Annotated in this window: 18 protein-coding genes; 14 read left to right on the forward strand and 4 right to left on the reverse strand. The window is 60.6% G+C overall.

What is annotated here, in order from left to right; translation table 11 throughout:
• Window positions 1-154: 154 nt before the first annotated feature.
• From ACEN42_RS40090 to ACEN42_RS40105, 4 genes are all read right to left on the reverse strand, one after another.
• Window positions 155-1,186, reverse strand: coding sequence for a ParB/RepB/Spo0J family partition protein (locus tag ACEN42_RS40090; protein WP_371884596.1), 1,032 nt, complete (start codon window positions 1,184-1,186; stop codon window positions 155-157).
• A complete protein-coding gene (locus ACEN42_RS40095) occupies window positions 1,183-2,412 on the reverse strand; it encodes a ParA family protein (protein WP_371884597.1) in 1,230 nt (409 codons plus the stop codon). The genes ACEN42_RS40090 and ACEN42_RS40095 overlap by 4 nt, the downstream gene beginning before the upstream one ends.
• A gap of 218 nt (window positions 2,413-2,630) precedes the next feature.
• Window positions 2,631-2,948: a hypothetical protein gene (locus tag ACEN42_RS40100; RefSeq protein ID WP_371884598.1), complete on the reverse strand. Its 318-nt coding sequence runs from the start codon at window positions 2,946-2,948 to the stop codon at window positions 2,631-2,633.
• 772 nt (window positions 2,949-3,720) lie between these two features.
• On the reverse strand, window positions 3,721-3,885 hold the full coding sequence (locus tag ACEN42_RS40105) for a hypothetical protein (protein WP_371884599.1): 165 nt from the start codon (window positions 3,883-3,885) through the stop codon (window positions 3,721-3,723).
• A gap of 301 nt (window positions 3,886-4,186) precedes the next feature.
• Between ACEN42_RS40105 and ACEN42_RS40110 the strand changes: the two genes are divergently transcribed.
• The 14 genes from ACEN42_RS40110 (at window position 4,187) to ACEN42_RS40175 (ending at window position 19,004) form a co-directional block, all read left to right on the forward strand.
• Window positions 4,187-4,756 carry a hypothetical protein gene (locus ACEN42_RS40110; RefSeq protein WP_371884600.1) on the forward strand — a complete coding sequence of 190 codons (570 nt, stop codon included), beginning with the start codon at window positions 4,187-4,189 and terminating at the stop codon, window positions 4,754-4,756.
• Between the two features lie 137 nt (window positions 4,757-4,893).
• Window positions 4,894-5,541 (forward strand): hypothetical protein, encoded by a 648-nt coding sequence (locus ACEN42_RS40115; protein ID WP_371884601.1) that lies wholly within the window; start codon window positions 4,894-4,896, stop codon window positions 5,539-5,541.
• A 400-nt stretch (window positions 5,542-5,941) separates the two neighbouring features.
• Complete coding sequence (locus ACEN42_RS40120; protein WP_371884602.1) at window positions 5,942-6,646, forward strand: type IV secretion system protein; 705 nt, start codon at window positions 5,942-5,944, stop codon at window positions 6,644-6,646.
• A 2-nt stretch (window positions 6,647-6,648) separates the two neighbouring features.
• Window positions 6,649-7,521 carry a TrbG/VirB9 family P-type conjugative transfer protein gene (locus ACEN42_RS40125; RefSeq protein WP_371884603.1) on the forward strand — a complete coding sequence of 291 codons (873 nt, stop codon included), beginning with the start codon at window positions 6,649-6,651 and terminating at the stop codon, window positions 7,519-7,521.
• A gap of 2 nt (window positions 7,522-7,523) precedes the next feature.
• A complete protein-coding gene (locus ACEN42_RS40130) occupies window positions 7,524-8,774 on the forward strand; it encodes a TrbI/VirB10 family protein (protein ID WP_371884604.1) in 1,251 nt (416 codons plus the stop codon).
• Complete coding sequence (locus ACEN42_RS40135; protein WP_371884605.1) at window positions 8,767-9,567, forward strand: transglycosylase SLT domain-containing protein; 801 nt, start codon at window positions 8,767-8,769, stop codon at window positions 9,565-9,567. Before ACEN42_RS40130 ends, ACEN42_RS40135 begins: the two co-directional genes overlap by 8 nt.
• Window positions 9,564-10,823: a hypothetical protein gene (locus tag ACEN42_RS40140; RefSeq protein WP_371884606.1), complete on the forward strand. Its 1,260-nt coding sequence runs from the start codon at window positions 9,564-9,566 to the stop codon at window positions 10,821-10,823. Before ACEN42_RS40135 ends, ACEN42_RS40140 begins: the two co-directional genes overlap by 4 nt.
• Window positions 10,820-11,242 (forward strand): lytic transglycosylase domain-containing protein, encoded by a 423-nt coding sequence (locus ACEN42_RS40145; RefSeq protein WP_371884607.1) that lies wholly within the window; start codon window positions 10,820-10,822, stop codon window positions 11,240-11,242. The genes ACEN42_RS40140 and ACEN42_RS40145 overlap by 4 nt, the downstream gene beginning before the upstream one ends.
• 47 nt (window positions 11,243-11,289) lie before the next feature.
• Window positions 11,290-11,907: a toxin co-regulated pilus biosynthesis Q family protein gene (locus tag ACEN42_RS40150; protein ID WP_371884608.1), complete on the forward strand. Its 618-nt coding sequence runs from the start codon at window positions 11,290-11,292 to the stop codon at window positions 11,905-11,907.
• 5 nt (window positions 11,908-11,912) lie between these two features.
• Complete coding sequence (locus ACEN42_RS40155; protein ID WP_371884609.1) at window positions 11,913-13,541, forward strand: type II secretory pathway protein; 1,629 nt, start codon at window positions 11,913-11,915, stop codon at window positions 13,539-13,541.
• Window positions 13,542-13,560: 19 nt separating this feature from the next.
• Window positions 13,561-14,841 (forward strand): hypothetical protein, encoded by a 1,281-nt coding sequence (locus tag ACEN42_RS40160; RefSeq protein ID WP_371884610.1) that lies wholly within the window; start codon window positions 13,561-13,563, stop codon window positions 14,839-14,841.
• A 140-nt stretch (window positions 14,842-14,981) separates the two neighbouring features.
• A complete protein-coding gene (locus ACEN42_RS40165) occupies window positions 14,982-15,434 on the forward strand; it encodes a hypothetical protein (protein WP_371884611.1) in 453 nt (150 codons plus the stop codon).
• A gap of 3 nt (window positions 15,435-15,437) precedes the next feature.
• Window positions 15,438-17,873, forward strand: a complete 2,436-nt coding sequence (locus tag ACEN42_RS40170; RefSeq protein ID WP_371884612.1) for a GspE/PulE family protein — start codon at window positions 15,438-15,440, stop codon at window positions 17,871-17,873.
• 12 nt (window positions 17,874-17,885) lie between these two features.
• A complete protein-coding gene (locus ACEN42_RS40175; protein WP_371884613.1) occupies window positions 17,886-19,004 on the forward strand; it encodes a type II secretion system protein in 1,119 nt (372 codons plus the stop codon).
• Window positions 19,005-19,008: the final 4 nt, after the last annotated feature.

A 19,008-nucleotide genomic window follows, 5' to 3' on the forward strand; every position in this document is an offset into this window, starting at 1 on the left:
CCCTTATTCAAAAGCCTTCGGTTGCCGCCGGAGGCTTTTGTCTTTTTTGCCGTCTACATTCAGTAGCTCCGGTAGCGCTGTCGAGTATCAGCCAGCGAATAGATTCCGACTGTTTAAGGTTTATCGGACTCCGATGGTCAACAAAATCAAGTACTTACTGTTTTGAATCCGCCATCAGGCTTTCAAGATGGCGTCGAATCGCCTCTTGCACGCCCTCGGCGATCGCCTCTGACTGAAACTCCAGTCGCATCACGTTACGAGCGCGGCGGACGTCACACCACGTGCTCTTGCCGTCTTTGACTTTGAACGTCGTAGCCACCGGTTTCGTGACTTTCGGCTTCTCTACTTCCTTCGCAAACCGTACAGCTTGAGCTTGGTCGAGCTTCTTCTCGGAGAGACGTTGTACAGCTTCCACGACCCGATCGGCCTTGCCACCCTCAGCCACAGCTGCGAGTTCGGCAGCGGCGGTAGCGCCGATGAGAGCCATCTGCTTTTCCAGAATGGCGCGGACTTGGTCGGGTAAGCGTTCGTAGGAAAGCAGGGCGCTCACATGGGGCTGGCTGATCCCGACGCGCTCAGCGACTTCCTTTTGGTTCAATTCCGGATGCTTACGCTGGAATCGCTTCAGCCCCACGTACTTCTCATAGTCAGTTAGATCCGACTGCATCAGGTTCGCGAAGAACGCGCCGTCATCGGCCTGATCTTCGGTGCCGTCTTCCAATACCGCGCGGATCGTTTCGCGGCCGAGTTCGCGATAGGCATCCACCCGGTGGTGACCCGAAACGATGTCGTAGTCACCATCCCCACGAGCCCGGACGACGATCGGATGCACGAGCTTGTTGTGACGCAAGTTTTCACGCAGCTCGTGGTACTTCGCCGGTTCCATATAGCGGCGCCGTCCCGAGACTTCGCGCAGTCGATCCAGGGCGAGGTCCAGCGTTGAGGCTTTGGCGAGCTGCTCTTCGAGCGCATGAATCTTCGCCTCGGCCGCCTGGATGTCACCACCGCCCTTCGCGTCTAACTGCTCTTTCAGATCCGCGATCTGTTTGCGCAGCGCCGCGATGGTCATCGTTTGGCCAGGCCCCGTCGTAGGCGTCGAGGGTTTCATAGCTGCCGCTTGGGCCTCGTCCTCATCGCTAAGTGAGATGGCAAAGCCCTTGGACATCCGGTCTCGAAGCGAACTCATGCACCCTCTCCCTGCGTCCACGACCGGCTTGCTTTGGCGTCCACGAAATCCACGAACTGGTCGATCGGGTTTCGGATACGCCTGAGCGTCTCCATCCCGCCTTCGTACTTGTCGATGTCGTAGATCGTCTGAAAGTGCATGTTTGTATTGCGCGCGAGATCGGTCTCGGGAATCTCCACTGGGATGACACGCGAACCATAGAGGTTGGCAATCCATTGTTGGAGCACCCGAGTGGCGGGCTTGTTGGGCGCGACACGCGTGACGAGCACGTCGATGAACTCGAACCGCTTCTTGTCCGCATCGCCGAACTCTTCCATCCCGGTGACGAGGTCGGAGAAGAGGTGCCAGAACTGAACCATCGAGGCAAAGGACAGCATGTCGGGCACGACGGGAACGATCACGCCATCAGCTGCAAACACCGCGTTGATCGTGAGGTAACTGAGGGTGGGTGCCGTGTCGATCACGATGTAGTCGTATTCGTCCAGCAGCGACTCCAGCCCCCGGTGCAGAACCTGCTCGAAGCGCACATCGCCCGGTCGAGCGAGGTTGGCGCGTGCCGGGAGCATGAACTCCGCATTGAAGAGCTGGGGCGAGGCAGGGATCAGATCGAGGTTGGGCCAGTACGTCGGTACCGGCAGCTCGCGCATGTCAAACGCCTGGCCATCCACATACGCCTGAATCAGTGGGATGATCGTGTCATCGGCCTCGATCTCGGCGTGCGGGTTGTAGCCGTAGAGTGTCGTCGCGCTGCCTTGCGGATCCAGGTCAATGTGACAGACCTTGCGCGCGTGGCGCATCGCCAACCCTTGTGCAAGCAGCGTGGAGGTCGTGGTCTTGGTCACGCCGCCCTTGAAGTTCGCAACGGTGATAACCTTACCGCGACCCTTGCGAGGCGTCGGTCGACGTTCGGCCTTCACCCACTCAGTGACTTCCTCCAAAGTGAAGGCGCGTTGACCGCCGGCGCGGGTTTGCTGGCCCTTGGGCAACGCCGTCGTCTGCAGCGCATAGCTCATGCGCTTGCGGTCGATGCCGCAGATTTCTTGCACCCGCGTGGAGGAGACCAGGGGAGGCGTTTTGCGAGGTTCTGGTTTCAGGATCTCATCCCGGATCTTTCGAAGCATCACGGTGGATCGATTCGCCAACAGGAGCAGATCTTCTGCGGTCGTGTCATCCGGACCCGACAACAAAACATCCGACGGCCCGAGGTTCTCGTTAACTGCGTTCACTTGGTCACCTTGGAGAGGATTTGGACAGCGAGAGGGAAAAGTGCGCGCCGCTGTCGAATTGGACGCAGATTAGACTGAGATACGCGTAAACGCAAGTAAACGTTTTGACGCAACCGCGTAGATATTGGCGCTCCGCCACGAAACTCGAAACCGTCTCAGGATTTTCCTGCGGTTTTGCGGAGATGCGCCCGGTCGATAAGCCGAGTGTCTATCTGCATTTAGGCAGTGGGCTGCGCGGCGAGGGCTACGGTCTGGCGGGCTTGTTTGATCGCCGTGGATCGCCCCGTACAGGCCGTACTCAGTTGGCTGTACACGTCGGGGTCATGGTCGATCGCGTGCACGCCGCAGATGTACGCGAGCTGGTGCACGATCAGTCGCACCGCCGGATCCTCGCTTGCCGAGAGGCTCTCTCGGTGACAGGCATTGATCGCGCGCTGTAGCGCTCGGGTCACACCAATGGGGTTGCTGGCGCCTTGTTGGATCATCGGGGCGTCTTCGAAACGGTTCAGTGTTACCGCGTCGATCTCGCTGGACATTGGGTCCTCTGGATGGGGAGTGAAGGGGGTACGACCGGGGTGAGGCGCTTAGTCGATACCCTTTGGGCCAGGGATAAAAAACCGATGAGGCATATAGGCCTGCCAACTAATTCGCAGGCATGGTGGCGGTGCCTTTTGTTGCACAGTGTGCGGACCGTCTCAATACAGAACCTGGCAGACCTTACTATCTTGACCAAACCTAAACCAAAACAAAAAAACGGATGAGCACAGCCGAATGCGCCCGCGGGGGCAATGACCAACGACAAACATCGAATACGATCTAAAGTTTGTTCCGCCGGCTAAGCTGGCTGTAAGCAAGGTCATGGGATTGGCCGGTTTGCTTTTATGCTTCAGCCTGTTCGGCGCGACCGTTGGGATTCCCTTCATCATCATGTCCTTAAAGGGACCGAAGAAGGGTGGTTGCTACGGGGACTGCCCGCATTGCGAGACACCCGTCGTACTGAGCGTGGTTGATGCCGGCGCGAATTGTCCAGCGTGTGCGGGGCGGATTGCCGTCAAGGATAACTATTTTGTCGGGTATTGACTGTCGACAACGTATCCGCGGTCTGGTCACCCGAGGCAGCGGCGCGCGTCGTGGTGATCCAATCGGCATACATTCACTCGAAGTACATTCGAGAAAAGAGCTGGCTGGCCGTTGCGCAAGTTCTCGAACAGGTAGATGAGCAACTTGCGGCGGCTGTCCGTAGCAAGCTCGCCTGACGACGGCATAAAGCGCGCGCTTCGGAGCGCGCTGCAATTGTCTCTAAGCCACTCACGCGCCAGGGGCGGCTGGCGGCACGTCTTCGTCCTTCGGTGGCCTGAGCTGGCCGACGATGTAGTAGGCGAGAAATGCGACGGCAACAGCGGTCAAAGAAGCCGTCGCGACTGGATGGACATCGGCATTGAGAAAGGCCAGCTCGAAGAGTTCGAACTTCACGGTAAGTTTCTATGCTATCGGATCCAACACCCGGCAAACTGGAGAGGGGATGCCGGTGTGCAGCTCGCGCGAGCCCGACGACATCTGGTGGACCTCCTGTCCGCGGCAAGCTGAGGTAGCGGCATAAAGGGCGCTCCGAAGAGCGCGGCGGCACTCATGCTTAGGAAACCAGGCGGCGCGACGTCTAGATGCCGGTTTAACGCGCGACCGGTCATTTCGGAGATACGTGTCGATTGGATCCACTAGGGCGCGGCGGCGACGTCAACATGGCATGATCTCGTCTTTTACCAGCTAAACGTTCATGGCAACCTTCTATACCATCGACAGGCTTGGAACCCTGCGCCCCGGATTGACAGTCGAGCTAAGTCGGGAGTTTGAGAACTGCCAGTTCCACACTACGCATGACGGCCCGAGCCGCGCGGAGCTTGAAAGCCATCTGAGAGAGCTGTTCCCGGAAGGACTGACCAGCCATGGGAAGTTCTATCTTCTTAACCATCAGCTAGCTAACCCGACGTGGACGCCCGGGGTCGCGGGTGGTCCGTTGGTCCCGGTGTCGCCGATGATCGAGTTGATCTACGAGCTTGTGCGACGAAGCGATTTTCCGTCCCGTCCATCTCGATATGCGTCCATGTTCGCGCTTGAAACGATCGAGGAGGCCGTCAAGTTCCGTCAACGAGCTCAATGGCAAGGGAGGATCTTGGAAGTCGAGCCGACTTCGATGTTCCGAGCCGATATGAATCAGTTGAAGATCGGCGCGTCGGGCATCGCTGGTCTACTGCACGCGAAAAGGTATTGGGAAGGCACCGCTTCGCAGGCACCGATATGGGAGTATCTGCTGCAAGGACCGATCAGGGTGTTGAGGGAAGTTTAAGCGCTGCGGCAGTAGTTCCGGGGATAGGCAGCGCCGCAGCGGCTCCAAGATCGAGCTCGTTGCACATTCTTTACTTCGATCGAACCTTCTACCACGGATGCTGCCATGTGCTACGTAAACCTAGCCGAGATCCGCGAGTGGATCACTTCAACCGCGACGTGATCGGTCGAGCAGTCACCGAGGTCAATGCTGTTTCCAATATCCTTGTGCAGCCTGAGTATCAGCGGGAAAGCAGGAAGGTCACGAAAATTCGGTTCTTGGTTGAAGAGAACCCGCAGAAATCAATGTACGACAATGCCGACTCGGAAGATGTTCAACGATTGAAGGAGTCGGAACTCTACGCGCGACTTCGCGCGCTGAACATTGCTGATCGCCTCGCGGTTGCGTGGTTGCAAGAAGACCAGGACAAGGTGGCGCGCGCTGTTGACTACGTCGAAAGACAGGTTAAGAACAGGCGAAACATCAAGAACGCCGGCGGGTATATGCGAGCCGTATGGGAGAGCGGCAATGACGTGACCGACGTCGACGTCTCCAAGCGTGAGCAATCGCCGACGGCCCAAACACAGACTGGCCCCGCGCAAGAGGATGTAGCAATTGAGCTAAAGGTTCTCGGCCGCCACGAATTAGATGCGCTTGTGACTGCCTATGCATCTAGCGGGGGTTCCATATCGTCCTACAGCTCGGGACGGTTCCGCGCCATCAAAGAGAAGCTAATGTTTGGTCAGTGGTTGCTCGAGCAGCACACGCGGTGGAAATTGGACGATAGCGAGTTCTCTGCTTCCTAACAGCGCCGGCCTTCGTGTTAGGGGCCAGTCGTCACCTACCGATACGCGCGCATTATCACTGATAATTCACTTTGCCGGGGCGACGCAAGGCTAAGTTACTGTTTTAAAACTACAAAACAAGAAAAAACAGGTGTGACAATCCGGCACTTTTTGCAGTTGTCACACTCGACGCCTCAGTCGCCGCTAGAAAAGCTCATATTCCGAGATCGTTGTGCAGCGTAAAGACGCCAAAAAATAGCGTCTTTGCGGGGAAAGGGCTTCATCATGATAATTCCCACTGCTTGACGGCTAACAGAGCTCGTCGGCGGTAACCGTGCAATGACGCACAAAACTACCCGCCTTTTCGCTAAAAAAAGGACGCTCGCGCTGTTTCAATGGTGACCATTCCAAAGGGTTGCCAATGCGTCTTTTCAAGAACAAGCGTCGGGCCGCGCTGTCCACGGCCCCCGGCTCATATGCCGAGGAAGATCCGAGCAAGGTGATTTTTGAGACGAGCACGAGGCTCACGCTCGAAGCTAACCGCTGGATGCTGATTTCGTTCGGCCTAGCCATCGTCGCGGCCGGTGCTGTCTGGACGCGGCAACCTCCGCCCTCGGTCACTCGCGTTGTGGGCGTCTCTGCCGACACCGGCGGCCATCCGATCGTGACAGAGCTCGTCGCCTACAAGCCCGACTCGCAAGCTGTGCGGACGACCGTCAAAGATATGGCCGTTCGCTGGTTCACGATCGAGCCGGTTCTGTCGGACCGGCTTGAGACGTCGCGCATGACCGCCAACATCAACTCGGTGAAGGCGCAGATGATCGGCGCCGCGACTGGTCAGTTCCGCGACTGGTTGAAGGCTGACGTACCGTTCCAAGCGATCACGGCAAATCCCAAGCTGATTCGTGAAGTCGATGTACGCAACATCGCGCTGCTCCAAGACAACACTGTGCTCGTCGAATTCACGACGACCACCTCGCAAGCCGGCGCGACGGGCAAGCCCGACGTGAAGTCGTACGCGCTGACGTTGCGCTTTCAGATCGTTGCGCCGACGGCCGAACAGGCGCTCACCACGAATCCGTTCGGCATTTTCATTCCGTTCTTCCGCCTCGAGCGGACCGCATAAGCATGACCGCAACCATTCTCAACAAACGGCCGGTCGTCGGCATGTGCGTCCTCGCTGCGTTTGCAGCATTGCTTGCCCAACCTGCTACGGCGAAGAAAGCGTCGAGCGACCCGGGCTTTAACGCGGCAATGGTCGCTGGCGACCCTATGAGCCCCATCAACCCGTTCAACGGTGGCGCCGATCCTCTGACGATGCCGGGTGATGCACGTATCGGCGTGTTCCCGTACAGCCGCGACCAGATTTACCGCGTCCTCACTGCACCGCTGAAGCTCACGACGATCGAACTGGAGAAGGGCGAGAAGTTGATTGCAGACCCGGCGATGGGCGACAGCGTCCAGTGGGAGATCGACGACGACAAGATGAACCATGTGTTCATCAAGCCGCACAAGGCTGATCTGGTCAACACGTTGCACCTGACGACGAACCTGCGGGAGTACGACTTCACGCTCATCGCGTCACCGGCGGGCGGCATGTTTTATCAGACGGTGCGCTTCCAATATCCACGCGCCCCAATCGCCCGCGTCAACGCTCGCGAGAATGCGTCCGGGAACGGCGACCGTGGTGGTGCGGACTCGGGAAGCATCAGCGTCGCGCCTGACAAGCTGAACTGGGACTACAGCGTCGACGGCCGCGCCGAATTCACGCCGGAAACGGTTTTTGATGACGGCCATGCTGTCTGGATGCGCATGCCTGCCAAAGCGCAGGAGTGGCCGGTTCCCTTCATCCTCGACCACGGCGACCGCGTCGTTGCGAACTTCATTCGGCGCGGCGACTTCCTCGTTCTTCAGCGTCTGGCCGACGAGATCGCGCTGCGCTCCGGCAAGGACGAGGTCACCGTGACGCGCGGCCGTCGGCGCATGTTCGGAGTGTTCTGACGGTGGCGAAGAAACCGGACGCGGCCACGCCGAGCGCGGAACAAGAGGCGTTCGTGAAGGGCAAGACGCCGCGCAATGCGATCATGAGCATCGGCATTATGGCCGCTGTCGTGATCGGTGGGCTCGGCTTCTACTACGAACTGCAAGCCACCAACAAGGCGGACGAAGAGTCGCGCGTGAAAAAGGCGAGCGCACTGAAGTCGAGCACCGAAGCGCCCGCGGCCGCGAACAACAACGACATCGACCACATGATCCGGCAGCAGCAGGAAGCTGCGGCGTCGGAGGCAGCCGCGCAGGCAGCATCGGCAGCGGCGGCTCCGAAGCCCGCCGTCAAGCCGATGCTGACCGGTGCGGACTTCCAGGAAGAAGTCAAAGGCTCGAGCACAGACACGCGCGAGCTTTCCCGCCAAGCGGCGCAAGACGCGATCTATACGTCCTCGATTTTCAAGCAGGCAGGCGCGTCGCGTTCGGCCAACTCGGCGACCGGCGTACTGCCCGCTGGCGTTCCTTCGTTGGACGATGTGCGAGCTGCCCGTAACGCTGCGGGAGCCAACACCCCCGATGCGATGGCGATCGCCTTGGCGAAGCAGGGCCAAGCACCGGAAGATCGCGACCGCGCCTTCCTGCGCGATGCGGGTTTGCGCGGCAGCATCGAACGGACAACCTTCAATGGCCGGTCGACGGGTTGCACGTTGACGCCGCCGCACGTCATCCACGTCAAGACGGTGGAGGGGCTGAACTCGGACAAGCCGGGTCGCGTGGCGTTGATGGTCGATGAGGATGTATACGACAGCTTGGGCGGCGACTGCTTGATGATCCCGAAAGGCGCGTTCATCAATGGCATGTACAGCGCGGACGTCAAAGTCGGCCAAGAGCGCCTGCTGGTCGCCTCAACGAGTCTGCGTCTTCCCAACGGCAAGAGCGTGCCGCTCAACGGCATGCAGGGTGCGGACCAGAACGGCTACGCCGGGTTCTCGGGCGACGTGAACAACCACTTCCTGAAAATCTTCGGCGCGGGCTTCATTACTGCGATTTTGCTGAAGGCCTTCGACAGCAGTTCGCAGACGGCGACGACCGCGACGCCGAACGGCGTCACTACTTATGGCGACACGGCAGGGCAGGTCGCGGCAGCGACGGCCCAGACCGTCATGCAGCGCAACCAAAATATCCCGCCGACGATCACGGTAGAGCCCGGTCAGAAGTTTCTGGTGCAGGTCACCCAAGACATCGTGATGGAGCCGTACCATGAGTAAGGCTCTTGCGGCGGCATGCCTTTCTATTATGGCGTTCGGCGCCCATGCTGCAATCATCGATTCGATCATCAGCCCGACGCGGATCGTGCTCGACGACGGCGTAAAGCGGGCGATCGTCGAACTGCCCGGCGAGCCGGTCTACACCTGCGGGCTGAAGCCGTTCCTCGCATGGGCTAACCGTTTCGAAGGCCAAACAGTCGAAGCTGCCGCTGGCGGCGTCGCCGTGAGCATCGATGGGTCGCCAGTCAGCCTCGAAAGCCTTTTCGTGAAAGCCGGGTGGCTGCGCCCCGCGAATCTTACCGATGACGCACAAGCGAGCATCGCAGAGCGGCAAGGTGGCTGGGCCTGCGCGTCCCCGCAAGCGCCATTCGACGTCATGCACACGTCAGTCGATCCCAAGATTCTCGCCGGTATCGCGCTGAACGAGTCGGCCTACAACGGTCGCGCATGGCCGTGGACGCTGAACGTCGCCGGTCGCGGCTTTTTCTTCCGCACGCGCGAGGACGCGTACCGAGCCATTCGATACCTCATCGGCAACGGCCGTTCGGACTTCGACATTGGCCTGATGCAGGTGAACTGGGGATACCACAGTAAGCGCTTCAAGAGTGCTTGGGATGCGCTCGCGCCGGCGACGAACATCCGTGTCGCGGAAGACATCCTCAACGAGAACTACCGGCTCACGCACTCCGCGGTGAAGGCCGTCGCGTATTACCACAGCGCCAATCCCGCACCGGGCCGCGAATACCTCGCGCGCTTCGTGAAGCACCTCTCTCAAATCGAACGCGGTCTATGAAGCACACGCTCTCTCTTCTGACTCTCGCGCTCGCCGCAGTCACGCTCAATGCGGCGGCCGCTGGCACGGACCCGCTCGACTTTGACTATGAGATCGCGGGCAATGTGCTTGAGCGACCGGCACTGGTTTTCAACGACGGCAGCGACACCTATTTCCAGCCGCGTGCCGGTCAGTCGCTGCGCGTGGACGGTGGGCATAACCAGGGACCGTACATTGTCGTGCCGGGCACGCCCGAGGTGATCCGCTACTCGGCGGGCGGCTCGAGCGCCACCGCATACTGGAAGAAGGCAAACCGCTTCATTGGCGACAAGGCGCGCAGCGACACGCCGTCCGGTTTCTCTGGCTTCTCCGGCCGCCTTGCGCTGATCGGACCGCGCAGCAGCCTCGAAAGTACCCGGTCTTTGAACGCCACGCTGCCGCTCGCGCAACTGGTCAAAGCGCTGGTGCCCCAGGGTTGGACGGGATCGGCACAGAAGGACATTGACCTGACGGCCGCGACGAGCTTTGGCACGCGCGATGGCGAGAACTGGATGCAGTCGCTTGATCGGCTGGTGGCCGCGTCCGACCTGTACGCTGACGTCGACTTCAACTCTCACCATATAACACTTCGCCGCTCGGCTCCGCAGTCAGTGGCGGTGAACTACGTCGCGCCGGTGTCGCAGGTCGCTGCTGCTCCGGCGGCCGCGTCGAGCGCAGCTTCTGGGACAGACCCCATCGCAGACATCGCGAAGAGGGTCGCTGCTGACGCGCCGGCAGCATCTGGGTCCGTGCTTGCTGCCAAGTTCGGAGCACTGGCGATCCGCGATGGCGACGACAGCCACATTCAGATCAAGTTCTCGGTGAAGCCCGCAGCGGAGCTGAAGGTAACGGGTCAAGACGGCAAATCGCTGCGTCCGAAGTGGGATGAGGCGACGGCCGTGGTGACGTTCAACCGCGCGGAGCGCTTCACGATCTCCAACGACACCGACAAGGTCGAAGTTGCCCGAGTCGCGGGAACCGTCTATGAGTTCGACGCCGCGAACAAGGCTGCGCTTCAAAGCGTGTTCGACGAAAACGGCTCGACGTTCTTCAAGTTCGCCGACACGGTTGGCAAGGTGACAGTTGCTGACGTGGGACACATGGCCTCCGGCGAGCAGAAGGGCCGCTATTACAAGTTCAATGGCACCGCCGAGCAGTTCATCGTCAATGCCGACGGCAATGTCGTCAACGTGCTGCGCAAACACGATGTGCGGTTCTTTGATCGGCCCGCGTCATGAACCGACTATCCCTTCTGTTGCCGCTTCTCTGCGCGTGCCTCCCCCCGTATGTGCGTGCCGATTGTCTTGACGATGCCGCGCGTTACCACCGCGTCAGCGTTCAAGTGGTCCGTGCGGTCGCACAGCAGGAGTCCGGAATGCGCCCGTATGTGACGAACCGCAATACCGATGGGAGCGAGGACATTGGCTTGATGCAAATCAACTCGTCCTGGCTTCCAAAACTGAGTCGCTTCGGCATCACCCGTCAACACCTGTTCGACGCCTGCGTGAACGCTTATGTGGGGACATGGATCCTGGCTTCGAACATCAAGCAGTTCGGTCCGACATGGAAAGCGGTCGGTGCCTACAACGCAGTCTCGTCGAATAAGCAACTCGTCTACGCCAACAACATTTACCGCCGCCTGCAACGCGCGAACTGACCAACATGACGCCTACTTTTTTTCTTCAAACGCATCGCACCGCGCGCATGGTGGCCCACTTGTTCGCGTGTCTGGCACTGACGACCGTATCGGGTTTTGCAGCGGCGGAACCTGATCAGTCTCGCCTTGCGCCGCCGCCGGGTGACGGCTGGCAACTGCTCTCCGCACCGGTCGCGAAAGCGCCGGTGGCACAGGTCGCAATGGTGGCACCTGCCGCGCACGTTGCTGTCGCGGCCCCTGTTGTTCCCGCAGCTCCTGCCTCTCCTGCCGCGCTCAAGGCAGTGATCGGTGGCGCTGCGCCTTCGGCGCTTCCGGGCGCTGCCGCGCCGTCACCTGTCGGCTCGTTGGACGTCGCTCCGGTCGTTGTGCCGTCGCAAGGCGGTGCAACGGCGCCCGGTGGACTTTTGACCTTTTCCATCACGCCGCAGGACATCAACCTGCGCAATGCGCTCGATCGCTGGCTGCAGCAGCAGGGCTGGCAGCTCGCCTGGAAGATCGACGATGACTTGCCGCTTGAGTTCAACGCGAGCTTTTCGGGTGATTTCAAGTCAGTGCTCACACAAGTGATGCAGGCGACCAATCACATGCGCACGCCCACGCGGGTTTGCAAGCACACCAATAACGTAATCCGCGTCGTCGCACGCGCAGCCAACTGCCAAGAGTAATCGCCATGCGCCTCACGAAAATCAAATCTGCTATTGCCATTCTCGTGGCTGCATCGCTGACCGGCTGCGCGGTGTCGCAATCCGACGTGAACCACGCCTATGACGCGACCAACGCAGAAGCCACCCGCGCGATGGGCAACGGCCCCGAGTCGATGTCGCTCGTTGAAGAAGTGCCGACCGCGTTCCTCGGCGACCGGTTGGTCCCAGTCGCGTATGAAGCCACATTGCCCGCGATCTTCCGCGAGAAGTCGGTTGTCTTCCCCGGCAATCTCCCGCTGTCGAAGATCGCCACGCTTGTCTCCACCGCTACCGGTTATCCGGTGCATCTGAGCCCGGATGTGTTCATTCCGCGCGACGCGCTGATTCCGAAGACCAACGGCGGGAACGGGCAGGGTGCCCCGATGCAGCCGCAAGCATTGGCCAAGTCGAATGTCGAGCCGGTCTATGCGCAGGCGTGTAACTGCAAGGTCGGTGAGTATCTGCGCGGCGTGACCGAAAACCTCGGCCTCGACTGGACGTTTGATGGCAGCACCATTTCCATCAGCCGGTTCGTCACAAAGACGTTCACGATCGCGGCGATCCCGGGCAAGGTGTCCATCAAGTCCACGATGTCGAAGGGTACGGATACGTCCACCGGTAACCAGGCGTCAGGTGGCACCACGGGCGGCACGTCGGGGAATACCGGGTCTTTCTCGTCGATCACGTCGACCGGACGCGATGGCACGTTTGACCAGATTGCGATCATCCAGTCGGAACTTGAAAAGCTGAAATCGCCGCTCGGCGAAGTCGTGGTTAATCCGCAAAGCCGCTTGGTGATGGTTCGCGACACCAAGGAAGCCGTCGATCGCATGGGCGCGCTGCTCGCGCGTGAGAACGCGATCTCGACGCGTCAGGTCGCGTTGCGCGTGCGTACGCTGCAAGTCGACTTGAGCAATTCGTCGCAAGCAGGCGTCAGCGCGGACATCGTGTTCAACCGCATCTCGGACGGACTGAAGCGCTATTCGATCACGGTGGCTTCGCCTACCTCGTTGGCAACAGCGATTGGCGGCACTGTAGGCCTGTCGGTCTTGAAGCCCGGCTCGCCAATGGAAGGCACCAACGCAATCATCAGCGGCCTCAACGCTTTCGGAAAGACGGTACAGGACAACACCCAGACGAAGCTGACGTTGAACGGCCTGCCGGTGTCCATCGGATCATTCGAGACGAAAGGGTATTTGGCAGCCACCACGCCGAGCGTTGGTTCGATCGCCGGTAGTAGCGCGGGCGTACCGGGTCTGCAGCCGGGATCGGTGACCGTGGGTGACTTCGTGAATATTCTGCCGTCGGTCAACGACCACAACCAAATCATTCTCTCGTACTGGAGCGATAGCTCGAAGCTGAACGGTCCCTTCACGACCATCAGCACCGGTTCTGGCGACACGCTGCAGCAGATCCAGTTGCCCGACATTCTCGGCAACAAGGATGACCAGACCATTGCACTCTCGGATGGACAGACCGTTGTGCTCTATGGAGCGGTGAGCAATCGCTATGACGGAAGCAATAACAACGGCATTGGTGGTCTGTCAGGTGCTTGGAATAAGGGCCGCACGTTCCAGGTGATCATGCTGACGGCAACCGTCGTCCCGTCGATGTGAGCGCGAGGTAAGCATCCGTATGCACTTCGAATCCATACCGGGAGAAAAGGGCGCGAAGCTCGTATTCGGGCTGGATTGGCGCGCTTATTCCGCCAAGGGCGCTCGCGCCGAACGCCGGCACTACGTCGAGGAGTCCGGTGCGACGCACTACACCGAATACAAGGCGAATGACGAGACCATCGTCGGGTTCTGCGAACTGGAGCCTTCGCAGCGCAAGGGCGGCAAGCTGTACTCGGCCGCTGCTCGTATTGCGTCGCTGGACCGCGTTCGTCGGCGTCCGGCGGTACTCGTTCTCATCCAGAACGATGAGCGCGTGCATCTGGTGCTCGTGCAGCGCGGCGCTGTCTCGCTCGATCAGGAAATAGCACTTAACGCGCTTGCCGGCAAGCGAGACGAGATCGAAGACGGGTGCGCCAAGGCAGGGCTCGAACTGGCGACTCTTGGTTACGGAGCGCAACTCCACGCGGTCGACGAGTCGTTTGACCTTCGCGAGATGCTCGTTGCGCGCAAGGTCGGGCTAATCAAGAAGGTCCCGGTGGCGGTGCCCACGACGGTGCCGTTGCTCGTCATCCTCGCTGCCGTGTTCTTCGGCGGCAAGCAGTTGATTGACGTGCTCAACCCGCCGCCTCCGCCGCCGGCGCCGCCGCCGACGTTCATGCAGGAGTACCAGTCGGCTGTGATGCGCACACTCGCCGCGCCTGCTCCGCTTGCCAATCAGCTTGCACCGAAGCTGTTGGCTAGCTTTGGCGCGCAAGAAACCAACGTTGCAGGATGGCAGTTTCAAAAAGCGTCCTGCACGATCGCGGGTCCTTGCATCGCAACCTACAAGCGGCAGGGCGGCACGTTCAAGGAATTCGACGCACGCGCGCCTGAGTCGTTGCGACCGGTCACCTTTAACCCGGACGGTTGGCATCTGACCGCGCGGGGTCCTGAAGTGACCGTCACTGAACGGGTCGCGCTCGCCCAACAAGCGACGTGGCCGACTCAGCAAGCTCTCATCAAGAACTTGCAGACCGATCCGCAAAAGCTTTCCACCAAGCCGGATACGCTCGATAGCCACGGCTACGTCGTTGATATCAAGCCCGCCGAGCGTCTCATTGCGCGACAACCGACGGCGGGCGAAGTGCAGGGGCCGCTCGTGCAGCGCGGCACGTGGCAGATCGACGGATACAAGTGGCAAAGCGCGCTGCTCGCGCGCCTGCCCGACAACATGGCACTGGACACCCTCGACGTGGAGCTGAAAGAGGACGGTACCGGGGTGCATTTCACTGCGAAGGGTAAATACTATGTTCTCAACTAAGTGGCCAGCACGGGCCGCCTGCTTCGGCGCGCTCATGTTCGTCGCCGGCGCGGCGGTTTCGCAGGAAAGTCATCTCACGCTGGACGACATTGACAAGCTCGCGCGCGCAAAGCTCGTCGACTCGATGCGGGGTCCGCAAGGTGGCCAAGGCGGGGCAGCAGCACCGGGCAACGGCTTGCCTTGCTTCGCCGCTCGGCGCGACGCCTGCTGCGGTGACGGCGGCCCCACCAGCCGCGCCCAAGTTTGAGCACAAGCCCAGTGTCCCGGTAAGGCGCGTCATTCCAGCGACCTTCGTTGGCGCGTATTCCGACATGTCGGGCTCCTACGTGCTGTATGACTATCAAGGCACGACTTATACCGCGCGCAGCGGTAGCCGCTTGCTCAACGGTTGCACCGTCGCCTCCATCGACGGCTTCACCGTCAATCTTGTCGACGGCAAGCGCCACTGGAAAGAGACCATCGCGGCGCCCTCCGACGCGCCCGCCGCGATTCCGGATTCGCCGGCCGTCAGGGCGGTCACTGATCTGTCATCGCCGCTTCCTCCGGGCGGTATCGCGTCGACGGCTTCCACCTTCGTACCGTTTGGGAAATAAGAAATGGGTCTTTTCGCACAAGAAGAGCAGGGCACGCCCGACGCTCCGCGTGGTGGCTTCCTGAAACGGTTTCGCGCACCGCGCTCGAGCTTCATTGAGCCCGGCACGGGTGCGGAACCGAAGTTCACGGCGGGTGAGCCGGTTGCGGGAAAACGCAAACGGCGGGAAATATTGGCCGAAACGGCAACCGAACACGCGTCGCCGGTGAGCACGCGCGCGGTAAATCCCCAAGTCACGTTTCTCGGTCGCGCGCTGTCGGGGGGCGACATTGAGGACGTCGAGAGCACAGAGGTTGGCGATGATTGGCACTCGCCGGCGCAGGCGGTGCCTGAGAGATCCGAAGCTCCGGTGCATGCGGCCGACGATGAAGTGGCGTTTCGTCCATTTGTCCCGCCTAGCTTCGAACGGCCCACCTTCGCGAGTATGTCTGCGGCGATGGCGGCCAGGGAGCACGGCGTGCAACTGGATGGCGCAGCCTCGGCAGCCCAATCTGTCGCGGCCGCTGCCCAATTCGGCTACGCGCCGCAGCCTGAACCCCAGCCGATGGGCGCGCCGTCGGCAAACCTTGCGCACGATGCTGTCGCCGCGGACGATGCGCCTTCCGACACGCGCGGCGCGTCTGGTGCAAACGCGAGCCCGCTTGCGTTCGAGAAGCAAGCGGATGTCACGCCTCAGCGGCCCATCGCCTCGGCCGAGAAAAAGTCGATGTCTGCGCCCACGATGGCAGAGCAGGAACAGCCAGCGGAAGACGAAGATCAGCCCGAGGGCGGTGGATTGTCTTCCGGGCGGCCGGAACTCGTGTCGCCCGATTCACTTCCTGACTTCAAGCGCATTCTGACCGTAGCGGATGACGACGCCGCGTTGCGCATTCCCGCAGCCGCCCGCAAAGAGTTCGTCGCCGTTGAACTGCAACCGGGTGTGGCGATCACGGTGGCCACCGCACGATTCGCAGAAAAGGCACAGTACGCAACCTTCATCAAGGATCTGGGCGCGAACGACATACTCGTGCGCGAGGAAATGATCGCGACGGAGGCCGTAATCGCCGCGGTCTATTCGGGGAAGGCCGCTGCTTCCGCGAACTCTACTGTCCGCGAAGGGAGCCGGGCGATCGGCAATTTCCGCGATATCGTCGAGGCCGCACACGCATACGGCGCGAGTGACATCCATTTTGAGCCACGTGAGTTTCACAACGAGGTCGAAGTTCGTTTTCGCGTGAACGGTGATATGTACACGTTCAGCCGCATGCCCAAGGCGATTGTGCGTCGCGCGCTGTTCGCGGCGTACAGCGATCTCGTTCAGCGCAACACGAACTCGGGAAACAGCTTTCAGCCAAGTGCGCCCCAATCCGCGATGATCCCTCTCGTAGTGAAGACGGACACGGTCAACTTGCGGTGGCAGTCGTCGCCGCTGGTGGGTGGGTATGACGTCACGCTGCGTCTGCTCGACGGCAACTTCAAGAACTATTCGGTGCTGCTGCCCAAAGACATGGGCCTAGAGAAGAGCCAGCTTGAGCTGATCGAAACGCTCAACTATGTGAGCGGCGGCATCACGGCGCTCACCGGCGAGACCGGTTCCGGCAAGACGACAACGCTGCGCGCGCTCTCATACATGCTGCCGGATCGGGAACTCAAGAAGCAGTTCGCAGTGAACGAGCCGTCCGAGTATCCGATGCCGTGGCTGTCGGACTACTCGATCATCCGCCGCCCGGACGAGACCGACGATGAAGCGAACCGAAAGTACGCGGAAGTCATCCGAACGCTGATGCGGCAGGACCCGGACGATCTGACGATCGGGGAAGTGCGCGACCGCGTCGTGATGGGATTGGTCGCGGAACTTGCGCTGACCGGCCACCCGGTACGCTTTTCGTTGCACGCCGGCGACATTATCGCCGCCGTGATGCGTATGGCAGGCGGGCGGCTGCAACTGCCGATCGACGAGCTCGCTTCCGAGGGGTTCATCAATGCAGTCGGCAATCAGAAGCTGATCCCGACGCTTTGCGAGCACTGCAAGCTGCCGGCGGAGGACGTCATGCCGAAGGCTGGCCTTGAATTGCTGCGCACGAAGTTCGGCCTCGATACCTCGGCGATGGCGTGCCGCAACTACGACGGCTGCGAACACTGCCGGCTTAAAGGGCTTTTCACGCGCAACGGGAAGGTGGCGGGTGGCACCAAGCGCCCCTCGTTGGCGGCCGAGTTGTATCGCCCGACCCCGGAATTTCTGGAGCGTGTTGCCGAGCGCGATTGGGCCGGTGCGCGCGCAGTTTGGCGCGGGGCGCGTCGTACCGGGTTCGATAACGCTGATATGACTGGAAAGACGCTATATGAACATGCTCTTTTCAAGGCTTCGCGCGGTTTGATTGATCCACAATTCATCAATCGCTCGATGCAGTCGTTCGCGCAGTACCGCGTGATGCCCGGCGTCGATGGCTTGATGGTCTAAACCTAGTCCTCCATGATCACCACGTTCGCAAAGATGCTGTCCGTGCGGCAGCAGTTGGTCGTCGCGCGCTGGCAGTTTCAGAAAGTGCGCGAGGACTTCTACCGCGAGACGCGTCTCGATATCGCCGCGAAGGGCCTGCGCAACACCGAGACTTTGTTCGACCGGCTTGAAACGTACGAGAAGCGCAGCCGTTCGCGAGGCAAGCTCGAGTGGCGTGTGTTCGCGCGCATCCGCGAGACGATGCAGCGCGGGGAAAGCTTCGCGCTTGCAATCAAGCCATTCGTCCCCGGCGACGAGTACGCTCTGCTGGACATCGCGGACGAGTCTTCGCGCCAAGATGCGGTCGTTCGCGGCTTCGAGCTCGCGGAAATGGCCGCAAAGGCCAAGCGCGTGCTGTCGTCGACCACCTCGGTGCAGATGGCCTATCCGGCGTTGCTGCTGGTCTATATGTACGCGTACTGCATGCTGTTTGGTGGGGTCATTTTCCCGCAGGTGCTCGACGTCCGGCCCCTCGATCAATGGCCCGATCTTGGCCGGTTTCTCTATTACGTCGACACGTTCTGCTACGAATACTGGTGGCTCACGCTTACGGCGATGATCGGCCTTGTGCTCGCTTACTTTTCGAGCCTGAAGCGCTGGGCCGGTCCGCTGCGCGACAGGTTCGATCGCATGCCGCTGCTCTGGCGCAATCGCCGCGACCTTCGCGCGGCGCTGCTTATTGTTTCGCTCGCGGGCCTGTTTGACTCCAACCTCACGCTCCGTGCGGCGCTGGAAAGGCTTCTCAAGACAGCCGATCCATGGCTGCGTTGGCATTTGAAGATCATGGATCGACGCTTGACGGCCCGATCCGATGAGCCGATTCGCGCGCTCGACACTGGCATCTTTTCGGTCACGATCGTCGACACGATCACCGACGCTGCGGGCCGCGATCAGTTCGAAGCCGCTATCAAGAGTCTAGGCCGCGAGTCGCTCGATCGCGTCGTTGAAGCAGTTAAGCGCAACGCTCGAACGACGCACTTCATCCTGCTCGGCTTTGCTGCCGCACTGTTTCTGACCCTCGGCATTGGCTCATACGTCGTGACGGGTGCCGTCAACCTCACATCGGGGAATCCCGCCGCTTCAAGCTATTAAGGAA

The sequence above is a fragment of the Caballeronia sp. S22 genome (genome assembly GCF_964261745.1).
GTDB classification, from domain to species: Bacteria; Pseudomonadota; Gammaproteobacteria; order Burkholderiales; family Burkholderiaceae; genus Caballeronia; species Caballeronia jiangsuensis.